10 protein-coding genes and 1 riboswitch are annotated in these 13,261 nt (G+C 65.8%); of the genes, 3 read left to right on the forward strand and 7 right to left on the reverse strand.

Going from position 1 to position 13,261, the window contains the following annotated elements:
- Positions 1–53: 53 nt before the first annotated feature.
- The 4 genes from APS40_RS05660 to APS40_RS05675 all read right to left on the reverse strand — a co-directional run bounded on the left by APS40_RS05660 (position 54) and on the right by APS40_RS05675 (position 4,197).
- Positions 54–881 (reverse strand): carbohydrate ABC transporter permease, encoded by an 828-nt coding sequence (locus APS40_RS05660; protein WP_055046130.1) that lies wholly within the window; start codon positions 879–881, stop codon positions 54–56.
- Complete coding sequence (locus tag APS40_RS05665) at positions 881–1,723, reverse strand: carbohydrate ABC transporter permease (protein WP_082434209.1); 843 nt, start codon at positions 1,721–1,723, stop codon at positions 881–883. Before APS40_RS05665 ends, APS40_RS05660 begins: the two co-directional genes overlap by 1 nt.
- 96 nt (positions 1,724–1,819) lie before the next feature.
- Positions 1,820–3,130 (reverse strand): ABC transporter substrate-binding protein, encoded by a 1,311-nt coding sequence (locus APS40_RS05670; protein WP_082434210.1) that lies wholly within the window; start codon positions 3,128–3,130, stop codon positions 1,820–1,822.
- Positions 3,127–4,197, reverse strand: coding sequence for a LacI family DNA-binding transcriptional regulator (locus APS40_RS05675; protein ID WP_055046133.1), 1,071 nt, complete (start codon positions 4,195–4,197; stop codon positions 3,127–3,129). The genes APS40_RS05670 and APS40_RS05675 overlap by 4 nt, the downstream gene beginning before the upstream one ends.
- Before the next feature lie 68 nt (positions 4,198–4,265).
- Between APS40_RS05675 and APS40_RS05680 the strand changes: the two genes are divergently transcribed.
- On the forward strand, positions 4,266–6,425 hold the full coding sequence (locus tag APS40_RS05680) for an ADP-ribosylglycohydrolase family protein (protein WP_236884205.1): 2,160 nt from the start codon (positions 4,266–4,268) through the stop codon (positions 6,423–6,425).
- A gap of 160 nt (positions 6,426–6,585) precedes the next feature.
- On the opposite strand, the gene APS40_RS05685 is transcribed toward APS40_RS05680, so the two are convergent.
- The 3 genes from APS40_RS05685 to APS40_RS05695 form a co-directional block, all read right to left on the reverse strand.
- The gene (locus APS40_RS05685) at positions 6,586–7,674 is read right to left on the reverse strand and encodes a ribonucleotide-diphosphate reductase subunit beta (protein WP_082434211.1); all 1,089 of its coding nucleotides are present in this window, start codon (positions 7,672–7,674) and stop codon (positions 6,586–6,588) included.
- Between the two features lie 207 nt (positions 7,675–7,881).
- A complete protein-coding gene (locus APS40_RS05690) occupies positions 7,882–10,755 on the reverse strand; it encodes a ribonucleoside-diphosphate reductase subunit alpha (protein WP_055046134.1) in 2,874 nt (957 codons plus the stop codon).
- A 109-nt stretch (positions 10,756–10,864) separates the two neighbouring features.
- Positions 10,865–11,052: riboswitch (cobalamin riboswitch) on the reverse strand.
- Between the two features lie 50 nt (positions 11,053–11,102).
- Positions 11,103–11,447 (reverse strand): hypothetical protein, encoded by a 345-nt coding sequence (locus APS40_RS05695; RefSeq protein WP_055046135.1) that lies wholly within the window; start codon positions 11,445–11,447, stop codon positions 11,103–11,105.
- 117 nt (positions 11,448–11,564) lie between these two features.
- On the opposite strand from APS40_RS05695, the gene APS40_RS05700 reads away from it, so the two are divergent.
- Both APS40_RS05700 and APS40_RS05705 read left to right on the forward strand, forming a co-directional pair.
- Positions 11,565–12,227, forward strand: coding sequence for a GntR family transcriptional regulator (locus tag APS40_RS05700; protein ID WP_055046136.1), 663 nt, complete (start codon positions 11,565–11,567; stop codon positions 12,225–12,227).
- Between the two features lie 437 nt (positions 12,228–12,664).
- Positions 12,665–13,240 (forward strand): biotin transporter BioY, encoded by a 576-nt coding sequence (locus tag APS40_RS05705; protein ID WP_055046137.1) that lies wholly within the window; start codon positions 12,665–12,667, stop codon positions 13,238–13,240.
- Positions 13,241–13,261 lie beyond the last annotated feature (21 nt).

Consider the following 13,261-nt stretch of genomic DNA (forward strand, 5'->3'; position numbering starts at 1 on the left):
CTGCCCTCTCCCCTCAGGGGAGAGGGGACGATGTGGCGAAATCAGGCGCTCCGTCACCCCTTGGTCGAGCCGCCCGCCATGCCGTCGATGAAATGCCGCTGCAGCAGCACGAACAGCATCAGGATCGGCACCACGATGATCACCGCGGCGGCCATGATCTCACCCCAGTCGCTGGAATATTGCCCGCTGAGCAGGGTGAACGCCACCACCGCGGTCATCTCACCCTTGGCCTGCAGGAACGTCGAGGCGATGAGGAACTCGTTCCAGCAATAGAGCCCGATGATCAGCGCCACGGTGAGGAGGCCCGGTGAGACGATCGGCAGCATCACCCTTGAGAACAACTGCCACTGGTTGGTGCCGTCGAGCGAGGCGGCTTCCTCAAGCTCCTTGGGGATGGCGATGAAATAGGTGCGCAGCAGCATGATGGCGAACGGGCTGAACATGGCGCAGTAGATGAACGACACCGCGATCGGATTGTTGATCCACCCCGCCCGGGCAAAGCCGAAATAGAGCGGGAACAGGAACAGTTGGATCGGCGCCGTCGTGGTGGCGAGGAAATAGGCGCTGACCGATTTCCAGCGCTTGATCTTCTGCCGCGCCAGCACATAGGCGGCGCCCGAGGCCGTGGTCAGCACGAGGACGATGGTCATTGCCGTGACCTTGGCCGAGTTCAGCATCGTCTCACCCAGCCGCGCATCCGACCAGGCCCGGGTGAAGTTCGACCAGTCGAGCTCGTTAGGCAGGCTGAGCGGACTGGTGATGATCTGAGGCGTCGGCTTGAAGGCGTTGAGCAGCATCAGCAGCAGCGGCCCCAGCGCCAGCGCCAGGCCGAGCGTCAGGATCAGGTAGGTCAGGACACGCGAGATGCGGCTGGACATCATCAGTTGGCTCCCTCGCGCGCCTGCAGCCGCACATAGGCGAAGGTGGCGGTGAGGCCGAACAGCGCGATGACCAGCGCCACCGCCGCCGCCCGGCCGAGGTCGAACTCGAAGAAGGCGTTGCGATAGGCCAGCGTCGACAGCACTTCGCTCGAATAGGCCGGGCCGCCCTGCGTGAGGATGTAGACGAAGTCGAACACCAGGAACGACCAGATCACCGTCATCACCATCATCAGCTTGATGGTCGGGGCGATGGCTGGGATCAGGATGTGGCGCAGCAAGCCGAAGAAGCCGGCGCCGTCGAGCCGCGCCGCTTCCACCATTTCCTGCGGCACCTGGCGGAGCGCCGCAAGGAAGATCACCGCGAGGAACCCCCACCAGTGCCAGAGGTCGACCGCCGCGATGCCGTATAGCGCCGTCTCGGTGTGAGCCAGGGGGTCCGCCAGTTCGATGCCGAAGCGCTGCAGCAGGCCGAACACCCCGGTATTCGGGTTGTAGATCATCCCCTGCCAGACCCGCGCGGTGATCGCCGTCGCCACCACCACGGGCATGAAATAGACGATTTGGAACAGCGTGCGGCCGCGGTGGATGAGCAGCAGCAGCGTTGCCGCGAACAAGCCGATGGCGATCGGCACGGTCAGGAAGATCAGCGTCCACTTGATGTTGTTGCCGAGCGCGATCCAGAACACGCGGTCGGCGAACACGGCGTTGAAATTCGCCAGCCCCACGAACACCGGCATCGACAAGCCATCCCACTGGCAGAACGCCAGGGCGATGGTGAGCAGCGCCGGGATCAGGATGATCACGACGTTGATCGAGAGCGCGGGGAGAGCAAACAGCCACATGGGCGGGATTCCGGATCGGGAGTCTCGGTTATCCTCCCCCGCGTGGCGGGGGAGGATGGTGGAGAGGCCAGTGGCCTTCAGACAGTCCCCATCACCTCACGGCAGCGGCGGCACGCTGCCTTCGGCCAGCTCGCCGGCGAAGATCTCCTGCAGCCCGGCAAGGAACTGCTCCGGCGTCGCCTTGTTGAGCCACAGCTCCTCGACGCCCGAGATGATGTACTGCTCGGATCTGGGCGGCCAGAACGTCCAGGTGGTGTAGCCATAGCTGCCATCCGCGATGGCGTCGGCGATCATCGTCGTCGCCTCCTTGTACAGCGGCGTCACCTCGCCCTGCATGGCAATGCCGGAAAGGTCCGCCAGCGGCACGTTCCACTCACCCTGCCACTGCGGCACGACGGCGCCGTAGAAATCGCCGCTGAAAATGTAGTCGATCACCTGTGCCGCGGCATCCGGGTTGGCCGACTTGGCGTTGATCGACAGGGCCGAACCCACCCCGATCGGGAACAGCGGATAGGGCACGCCTTCGGCCACCGGAATGGAGGTGAAGGCGGCATTGGCGCCTGCGGGGTCGAAATAGTCCTTCACCCACGAGAACGCCCAGGTGCCCTGCGGCGCCATGCCGGTCTTGCCGGTGACCATGCCGGCGAAGGCGTCGATGGTCGAGGTCGAGAAATAGTCCTTGCCGTAATAGCCCTTGTCGTACCAGGCCTTGAACCTGGTCATCGCCTCGACGAACACCGGATCGGTCCATGGCCGGGTGCCGGCTAGCGCCTCGCGGATGGCGGCCGGCCCGGCCAGCTGGTTGAGCGCGACGGTGAAGAACTGCTCGTTGGCCGGGCGGAAACCGGCATTGCCGGCGACGAACGGCGTCATCCCCTCGGCCAGCATGGTGTCGGCCAGGGCTTCCATCTCGGCCACCGTCTTGGGCGCCGTCCAGCCCTTCGCGGCGAAGATGTCGGCGTTGTAGAACAACCCCATCGCCTCGTAGTTCTTGGGGATGGAGTAAAGCACGCCATCGACCTTGCCGAGGCTGAGGAACATCGGGATCAGCCGCTTGTCCCAGCCGAGCTTGGCGGCATAGTCGTCGAGCGCCAGCAACTGGCCGGCCTTGGCGGTGGCCAGCGCCGTCGCCGGACCGTTGGAGTTGATGATGTCCGGGCCACCGCCCGACATCAGCGCCAGGCGCTGCTGGTTCTCCACCGCGTTACCGCGATATTCGAGCTCGAGCGTCACCCCCGGGTGGCTGGCGGCAAAGCCGCCCACCAGCTTGTCGTCGAGCAGCTTCTGCTGCTCCGGCGTCAGCGCCTCGTACCACCACGAGACGGTCTGGGCCATCGCCTGGCCCGACGCCATGAGGGTCATGGCTGCGAACGCCACTCCCGAAAGTGAGCGAGTAAATTTGGTCATGCTGCGTTCCCTGCTGAATTCAACTGTCTGGTGTTGTCCGAGACCTCAGGCGGCGGAGCCGTCGAGGCGCGGGCAACGATCGAAAACGGCAGGGCGACGGCCTCTCCCGGCCCGTCCACCTCGCCGCGAATACGGGCCAGCAGCCGTTCGCCGGCCAACTGGCCGAACAACTCCTGCCCCAAAGCCACCGTCGTGAGCGACGGGTTGAGCACATCGGTCATCGACAGGTTGTTGAACCCGGTGATCGACATGTCGCGCGGCAGCACGAGGCCGGCCGATTGGCAGGCGCGGATGGCGCCGCAGGCCAGCAGGTCGTCGGCGCACATGATGGCGCTCGGCCGCTCGCCGTCGGCGAGCAGGCGCGCCGCGCCGGCGGCGCCGCCATCGATCGAATAGCTGTCGACAGTGACGACACGCGGCGTAAGCCTCGCGGCTGCGAGCGCCGCGCTGTAGCCCGTGATACGCGCCCGCTCCGGCCCGCCCGGCGATGCCATGAAGACGATGCGCCGGTGCCCCTGCCCCACCAGTTGCGAGGCCAGCTCGAACGCCACCTGCTGGTTGTCGACGTAGAAATCGTCGATGGCGAGCGGGCCGCCGCGCTTGGGCGCCGACTCGTAGCGCACCACCGGGATATCTCCGCCCAGCACGTCGCCCAGTTCACGCGCCGTAGTGACGAAGAACACTCCGACAATGCCGGCGACCCGGCGATCGAGGCAGAGGTTGAGGCTGCCGCGTTCGGAACTCCCCAGCCCGTCGGTACTGAGCGCGATCACATCGTACCCGGCCGGCTCCACCACCTTCTGCACCGCGCGGATCAGCGGCGGATAGAACGGATTGGACAGATCGGGCACGATGCAGGCGATCATCATCGTGCGGTTGGTTTTCAGCGCCTGCGCCATGCGATTGGGCACATAGTTCAGGGCTGCGGCGCTCTGCCGGATCCGTTCCTGCACCGCCGGACTGATGCCGACGCCATCGCCCGACAGCACCGACGACACCGCCGCCTGCGACACCCCGGCATGGGTGGCCACATCTTTCTGGGTCGGCTGGCGCTGGCTCGATTTCATCCCGGAATTCACGTTTCGCCTTGAAATTCTGGTACTGATACGTATCAGTAGCGATATCAGTATGAAGGATGATCGATCCCGTCAAGCGGGTGCCGATCGAACTTGAAACGACCCGCATCGTGATCGGAACCGCCATGGCCCTGCCCCCCAATACGCTCGAACACATCTATGCCGGCGTGCTCGGCAAGCTGATCGGGGTCTATCTCGGCCGACCGTTCGAGAACTGGACCTATCAGCGCATCATGCGCGAGCTGGGGCCGATCACCTACTATGTCAACGAGCAGTTGGGCGCGCAGCTGGTGGTCACCGACGACGATGTGTCGGGCACCTTCAGCTTCGTGCGGGCGCTGGAGGATCACGTCTGCTCAAGCGAGCTGAGCTCGGCGGATATCGGCCGCACCTGGCTCAACTACGTGGTCGAGAACCGCGCCGTGTTCTGGTGGGGTGGCGCCGGCAACTCCACCGAGCACACGGCCTGGTTGAACCTCGCCAAAGGCATCCCGGCGCCGGCTTCCGGCGCGATCGCCACCAACGGCAAGACCGTTGCCGAACAGATCGGCGCCCAGATCTTCATCGATGGCTGGGCTCTGGTCGCCCCGGGGAACCCGGCGCTGGCCGCAAAACTGGCCCGCGCCGCCGGCAGTGTCAGCCACGACGGCGAAAGCGTGCATGCCGCGGTGTTGTGGGCGGCGATGGAAGCCGAAGCCTTCGTCAGCCGAGATGTTCAGCACCTCATCGACACCGGCCTCTCCTACATTCCCGCTGACAGCCTGATCGCCAGGCTGGTGGCCGATATCCGCGGCTGGGTCGCCGCCAATGGCGATGACTGGCAGGCCACCCGTCAGCAGATCGAGGACAGCTACGGCTACGACAAATACCCCGGCGTCTGCCACGTGGTGCCGAACCACGCCCTGATGATCATGGCGCTGCTGCACGCGCCCGACGATTTCAGCCGCGGCCAGACGATCGTCAATACCTCGGGCTGGGATACCGACTGCAATGCCGGCAATCTGGGGTGCCTGCACGGCATCATGCTCGGGCTCGCGGGGCTCGAAGGCGGGCCGGACTGGCGCGGCCCGGTCGCCGATCGGCTCTATCTCTCCACCGCCGATGGCGGACGGGGGGTCGGCGACGCCGCCGCAGTGACGCTCTGGCTGGCGGGGCTTGCCCATCGCCTCGCCGGCTTGCCCGAGCCGCAGCCGCCCAAGGACGGCGCGCAGTTCCATTTCGCCCTGCCCGGCTCGGTGCAGGGCTTCATGGCCGGCGGCTCAGAGCGGGACTGTGCCGATGTCGTGGTCTCGGGCACCGGCTCGGCCCTGGCGGTCGACCTGGTGTCGATGACCTCGGGCCGCTCCGCCTATGTCGGTACACCCGTCTTCACCCCGCCCGCGATGATCGGGCATAGCTGGTACGAAGTGCTGGCGACGCCGCGCGTCTGGCCGGGGCAGACGCTCGAGGCGAGGATCAGCGCCGAAGCGAACCTCTCGGGCAGCGTCGAAGTGGCGCTGGCCATCCGCCACTATGGCGAGGGCGATAGCTTGGTCACCCTTGTCGCTCCCGAGAGCGCGACGCTCGAAGCCGGCGGCAGCGCCGCCCTGTCCTGGCGCCTGCCGCAGCTCGACGGCAACCCGATCGCCGAGGTCGGCTTCGTCATGTCGGTGCGCGACCAGGCCACGGTAGGCCGCGTCCTCCTCGACTGGATGCGCTGGGACGGCGAGCCCGAGCTGGTGCTGAAGCGCCCGCACAACGAGGGCAGCATGTGGCGCAGCGCCTGGATCAACGGCGCCAGCGTCTTCTCCAAGAACTTCAAGGAGTCGTTCCGCATCTCCGGCAATCGCGGCGAAGGCGTCATCCTCACCGGCACAAGGCAATGGGCCGACTACCGGCTCGACGCCACGCTGAACCTGCACCTTGGGGATTATGGCGCCGTGTTGGTGCGGGCCGAAGGCTTGCGCCGCTACTACGCGGTGCGGCTCGGCCGCAACGGCAAGCTGCAGATCGTGCGCCGCCGCGACGAGATCGAAACGGTGCTCGCCGAAACGCCGCTGCCGGTGGCCTTCGAAACCCCGATCGAACTCCGCATCACCGCCTTGGGCCGGCAGCTCACCGGTGAGGCTGCCGGGACGAGGCTGGAAGCCGAGGATGCCACCTATCGCAGCGGCATGATCGGCCTCGCCGTGTTCGAAGGCGCGCTGTCGACGGACCGGATCCACGTCACGCCGGCTTAGTCCCTATCGTACCTGGTGGTTGACTGACCCCCACCCCTGTCCCCTCCCCCTAAACAAGGGGAGGGAGACCCTCACACAGGCATCGCAGTCAGCGTCTCCCTCCCCTTGTTAGGGGAGGGATCAAGGTGGGGGTCAGCCCGCACCGGCTTCGGCGCCCACCTCAATCCCAGCTCAGCGCGCCGCCATTCTGGTACTCGATCACCCGGGTCTCGAAGAAGTTCTTCTCCTTCTTGAGGTCCATCGCCTCGCTCATCCACGGGAACGGGTTCTCGGTTTCGCTGAACACCGGCGCGAGGCCGAGCTGGGCGCAGCGGCGGTTGGCGATGAAGTGCATGTATTGCTCGCACAGCGCCGCATTGAGCCCGAGAAAACCCCTCGGCATGGTGTCGCGGCCATAGGCGGCTTCGAGTTCGGCCGCCTTCCTGATCATCCCCCGCACCTCGGCCTGGAACTCGGCCGTCCAGACATGCGGGTTCTCCGCCTTGATCTGGTTGATCACGTCGATGCCGAAGTTGAGGTGGATGCTCTCGTCGCGCAGGATGTACTGGTACTGCTCGGCAATGCCGACCATCTTGTTGCGCCGGCCCAGCGACAGGATCTGCGCAAAGCCCGTATAGAACCACATCCCCTCGAAGATCACGTAGAAGGCGATGAGATCGCGCACGAAGGCCCGGTCGGTCTCCGGCGTGCCGGTGGTGAACTCCGGATCGTCGAGGTGCTGGGTGAAATTCAGCGCCCAGGCCGCCTTGTCGGTGATCGAGGGCACCTCGCGATACATGTTGAACAACTCGCCCTCATCGAGCCCCAGCGATTCCACGATGTACTGGAAGGTGTGGGTGTGCACCGCCTCCTCGAACGCCTGGCGCAGCAGGTATTGCCGGCATTCCGGATTGGTCAGGTGCCGATAGATGGCGAGCACGATATTGTTGGCGACGAGGCTCTCGGAGGCGGCGAAGAAGCCGAGATTGCGCTTCAGCGTGTGACGCTCGTCCTCGGTCAGACCGTCCTTCGATTTCCACAACGCGATATCGGCCTGCATCGACACTTCGGTCGGCATCCAGTGGTTGTTGCAGCCGCTGAGGTACTTCTCCCATGCCCACTTGTACTTGAGCGGCAGCAACTGGTTCACGTCGGCACGGCAGTTGATCATCGCCTTGTCATCGACCGAGACGCGCCCGCCACGAGGATCGATGCGTGTGTTGGGGACGGGGGTTGGATTGTTGAGGTCGGAAGACCAATCGAGGGACATTCTGGATTTCCTGTAGGTGCTGTGGGTGAAACTGTTCGGGCTGGGTTGGTCGCCTGAGAGGCAGCCACCGCAGGCTGGCCTCCCTCCCCCTTGAGGGGAGGGACTGAGGGTGGGGGTGGTGCAGTCAGCACCTAGCGTCCCTCACCACCCCCACCCCCGCCCCTCCCCTCAAGGGGGAGGGGAGCGCCAAGCCCGCGGCTTGCGGCGCTACTGGCAGGCTTCGCAATCAGGGTCGTCGATCAGGCATGCCGGACCGTCGAGCACGGCCATTTCCAGCGCCGGCTTCTTCGGCGCCTCGACCACCACCACCGGTGTCACCGCCACGGCATTGAGCTTGCCATCCGTCCCCTTGAGCGTCGATTTCTCGACATGCGTCGCCGAGCGCGAACGGAGGTAATAGGTGGTCTTGAGACCCGCCTTCCAGGCGCCGCGGTAGAGCTGATCAAGCGCCTTGCCCGAGGGGTTGGCGAGATAGAGGTTCAGCGACTGCGCCTGGTCGATCCATTTCTGCCGGCGCGAGGCGGCGGCGATCAGCCAGGCCGCATCGAGCTCGAATGCCGTGGCGTAGATCGCCTTGAGGTCATCGGGCACCCGATCGATCTGGCCGACCGAGCCGTCGAAATATTTGAGATCCGAGATCATCACCTCGTCCCACAGCCCGCGAGCCTTGAGGTCGCGCACCAGCATGGCGTTCACCACGGTGAAATCGCCACTCATGTTCGATTTCACATAGAGGTTCTGGTAGCCGGGCTCGATCGACTGGCTCACCCCGCAGATGTTCGAGATGGTGGCGGTCGGCGCAATCGCCATGGTGTTGGAGTTGCGCATCCCGACCGCTTTGACGCGCTGGCGCAGCGTCTCCCAGTCGAGCCGCCGGGTGCGGTCGATATGGATCTCGCTGCGGGTCGCTGCCAGCATTTCGACGCTGTCGATCGGCAGCACGCCTTTCGACCACAGCGAGCCTTGGAACGAAGCGTAGGCGCCGCGCTCTGCGGCGAGGTCCGTCGATGCCGAGATGGCGAAATAGCTGATGGCTTCCATCGAGCTGTCGGCGAATTCCACTGCCGCATCGGAAGCATAGGCAATGCCCTGCACCTGCAGCGCATCGGCAAAGCCCATCAGACCGAGCCCGACCGGCCGGTGCCGTAGGTTCGACCGACGCGCCTCGGGGATGGTGTAGAAATTGATGTCGACGACATTGTCGAGCATCCGCATCGCCGTATCGACGGTGCGCTTGAGCCGCTCGAGGTCGAGCCCCCGGTCGGTGACATGCTGCAGCAGGTTGATCGAGCCGAGATTGCACACCGCCACCTCGTCCCTGGACGTATTTAGGGTAATCTCGGTGCAGAGGTTGGAGGAGTGCACCACGCCCACATGCTGCTGCGGCGAGCGGATATTGCACGGGTCCTTGAAGGTCACCCAGGGATGGCCGGTCTCGAACAGCATGGTCAGCATCCGGCGCCACAGATCGAGCGCCTTGACGGTCTTGAAGACCTTGATGCCGCCGGCCGCGGCCCTCGTCTCATAGGCTTCGTAGGCGGTCTTGAACGCCGGGCCGTAGAGATCGTGCAGGTCCGGCGTTTCGTCGGGCGAGAACAGCGTCCAGTCGGCGCCGGCTTCGACGCGCTCCATGAACAGGTCCGGCACCCAGTTGGCGGTGTTCATATCGTGAGTGCGACGGCGGTCGTCGCCGGTGTTCTTCCTCAGGTCGAGGAATTCCTCGATATCGATGTGCCAGGTCTCGAGATAGGCGCAGACGGCGCCCTTGCGCTTGCCGCCCTGGTTGACGGCAATGGCGGTATCGTTGGCGACCTTGAGGAACGGCACCACGCCCTGGCTCTCGCCATTGGTGCCCTTGATATGCGCCCCGAGGCCCCGCACCGGCGTCCAGTCATTGCCCAGCCCGCCCGAATACTTGGCCAGCAGCGCATTATCCTTGATGGCCTTGAAGATGCCGTCGAGATCGTCGGCGACCGTGGTGAGGAAGCAGCTCGAGAGCTGCGGCCTGAGCGTGCCCGAGTTGAACAGCGTCGGCGTCGAAGCCATGAAATCGAAGCTCGACAGCAGATTGTAAAACTCGATGGCCCGCGCCTCGCGGTCGATCTCGCGCACCGCCAGCCCCATCGCCACACGCATGAAAAACGCCTGCGGCAGCTCGAACACCGTGCCGGCGGAGTGCAGGAAATAGCGGTCGTAGAGCGTCTGCAGCCCCAGATACTGGAACTGCCGGTCTCGCTCGGGCTTGAGCGCTGCGGCGAGGCGGGCGGTGTCGAAACGCCCGAGCTCCGGGTCGATCCGTTCGAGCTCGATGCCGCGCTCGAGATATCGAGGAAAATACTCGGCATAGCGGCTGGTCATCTCCGCCTCGGTCGCCTGGTCCGGGCGGCCGGCGAGAAAGCTCAGCGCCTCGCGCCTGAGCTTGTCGTTGAGCAGCCGCGCCGAGGCGTAGGCATAGCCGGGTTCGGTTTCGACCAGCGTACGGGTGGCGAGGATCGGCGCCAGCGCCAGCTCGTCGGTCGAGATGCCGTCATAGAGATTGCGCCGCGTCTCGGCGAGGATGGTCTCGGCGACAACCCCCTCGAGGCCCGCCGAGGCTTCCGCGATGACCGTGGCGAGCCGGGCTTCGTCGAGCGGCGAGCCATCCGCCATGCGGATCGCTGCGCTCGCCTCACCTGCCGTTGCCCTATCGGCGCGCGCCTTGGCGTGCTCCTCGCGATACAGCACATAGGCGCGGGCCACCTTCTGGTGCTCGCCGCGCATCAGCGCCAGCTCCACCTGGTCCTGCACGTCCTCGATGTGGAATACCCGGCCGTCCTTGGCCCGTCGGGTGAGCGCCAGCACCACTTCGCCGGTCAACTGCTCGACGATCTCATGCACCCGGCGCGACGCCGCCGCCTTGTTGCCCTCGACCGCGAGGAACGCCTTCGTCAGCGCCACGGCAATCTTGCTCTGATCGAACGGCACCGTGCCGCCATTGCGTTTGATCAGCGAGAAGCCCGGTTCATTGGCCGGGTGCGGCTCGGGCGACCTGACGACCACCGGACGGCCGGTGTCGGAATGAATGATCTCTTGAGTGGACATGCCTCAAAAACCCCGTGAGTGGCGGCGGGGCTTTTCGAAGACGCGAAAGCGCGCCCGGGCAGAGCCTGCCCGGCGTTTCTCGCGGCCTGTCGGGACACCCCGCCCGTGGACGAACGAACCTGTCGTGGCAGGTATCTGGCTTGCCGATGCTCCATCTCAGCGCTCCGCCAAGAGACGCGCGAAGCATCCGCTTTCACAGTTGCGGGGGCAGCGCCGGACTTGAGCCTCAGGCCCTCACCAGCTTCCCTATTATCACCCGTCCTTGCGACCCGGGCGACCACGACACCATATGTAGTGTGCCTGTTCGGGATTCGCGTCAATAGGTTGCGACGCGAATTGGCGACAGCCTATCCAAGGGATTGCGGCACCGAGAACTCAGCCTGCAATTTGCTGAGCTCGAATCGGCTGACCCGGAGATCGAGCTCGAGCCGCCAGGTTCCGGCCGCCGGCACGGTGAGATCGCCGACGCGCCAGCCCCTGCCGGTGCCCACCGCGTCGCGCCGCATCGGCTCGATACCCAGCGCCGGCGAAGCGAGCGTGGCCGAGACGGACTGCTCGAAGTCGAGCCGCGCCAGGTCGTTCTGCAGTCCGGCGGCCTGATGCAGCGGCAGCAGCAGGGTGAGTACATAGAGCGAGAGCACCGCCAGCGCGGTGCCGATTTCCCCTCCGCTGTCGTGCGACCTCGGATGCATCTTCCCCTCGCCAGCCTGCCTAGCCCGCGCCCGGCCCGTGCAAGGACGACGATGTCGCAAGCCTGCCCGCGTGCGCGGTGCTGGCGCGCCGGCATGAGATGAATTATCTACAAAATCATGAGCACTGCCAAAGCCGACCCCGTTTCCGTCCGCATCAGCCGGGCCTTGGCCGAGCGGATCATCGCTGGCGACGTCGAGCCCGGCGCCCGGCTGCGGCAGGACCATATCGCCGAGGAATTCGGCGCCAGTCACGTGCCGGTGCGCGAGGCGTTCCGCCTGCTCGAATCGCAGGGCCTGGTGGTGAGCGAGCCGCGCCGCGGTGTGCGGGTGGCCGGCTTCAGCCTCGACGAGGTGCGGGAGGTGGCCGAGATGCGCGCCGCGCTCGAAGTGCTGGCGCTGCGCCAGGCCGGTCCGCATTTGACCAAGGCGCTGCTCGAAGAAGCCGAAGCCATCAGCAAGGCGGGCGACCGGGCCAGCGACGTGCAGGCCTGGGAAGAGGCCAACCGGGCGTTTCACCGGCTGATCATCACCCCTTGCGGCATGCCGCGCCTGCTCCGCACCATCGACGACCTGCACAGCGCCAGCGCCCGCTTCCTGTTCTCCGGCTGGCGGGCGGAATGGGAAGCGCCGACCGATCGCGACCACATGGCGATCCTCGCCGCCCTGCGCGCCGGCGAGATCGAAACCGCCACCGCCGTGCTGGCGCGCCACATCCGCTGGAGCGGCCAGGAGCCGAGGAAACCGGCATTGCGCAGGGCTCAGGTGGCAGCCCGACTTTAGACCAGCTGAGATGCGGTGGCCCGCTCCCTCATCTCCTTTCGGATGGCATCCCAATGCAGGGCTCATACACCAAGCTGCGGATCCAGGTGGCCTGATGCACCGCGCCCTGATGGTCATTGGGTGGCGCAGGGTGCACGAGCTTGGGTTCTGCAAGTTCCCCAAAACTCGGCGTCATCCCCGCGAAAGCGGGGAACTCCGTTTGCGATGGCGCAGCCTGCAGGAAGACTGGGGTTCGCGCTTTCGCGGGAATGACCCGGTGGGTGCGGCACCGCTCCAGCTCAAGGCGTACGAGCCAAGCTGGGACGACACCGAGCGGGGAGCGCACATGGTGCCGGCCCAGCATGAAATTTCCTGCCCTCTTGCAATTCCCCCTGAGCTGTGGACTCCTTTAGCGATAGATAACGTAGATTATCTATAATTTTTCAAGGAGCCTCCTCGTGTCCAACACCGCGACATCCGCCTTCAGCCCGCTCGACCTCGACAGCCGCCCCCTCGCCTGGCGCGTCGGCGCCGTGGTGCTGGGCACGCTGTTCCTCGCGCTTTCGTCCTATGTCGAGGTGCCGATGGTGCCCGTGCCGGTGACGATGCAGACCTTTGCCGTGATGCTGGTCGGCGCGCTCTATGGCTGGCGGTTGGGCGCCATCACCATCGTCGCCTGGCTCGCCGAAGCGACCATCGGCCTGCCGGTGCTGTCCGGCGGCGCGGCCGGTGCGCATCACTTCGTCGGTCCCACCGCCGGCTACCTCTTCGCCTTCCCGGTGGCCGGCGCCGTGGTCGGCTGGCTGGCCGAGCGCGGCTGGAACGGGCGCCGCCCGGTGCTGGCCTTGTTCAACATGCTGCTCGGCAACGCGCTCTGCCTCGCGCTCGGCGCAGCCTGGCTGGCCGTGCTATTCGGCGCCGACGTCGCCTGGACGAGCGGCGTCGCTCCGTTCATCGTCGGTGGCGTGCTGAAATCGGTGCTCGGCGCCGCCCTGGTGGCCCTGCTCGCCCGCGGCAAGCCGCGCACCGCCTGATTACCATCCGGCTGCGCCCGC

Origin of the sequence: Devosia sp. A16 (genome assembly GCF_001402915.1) — a bacterium.
In the GTDB taxonomy this organism is placed as follows: Bacteria; Pseudomonadota; Alphaproteobacteria; order Rhizobiales; family Devosiaceae; genus Devosia_A.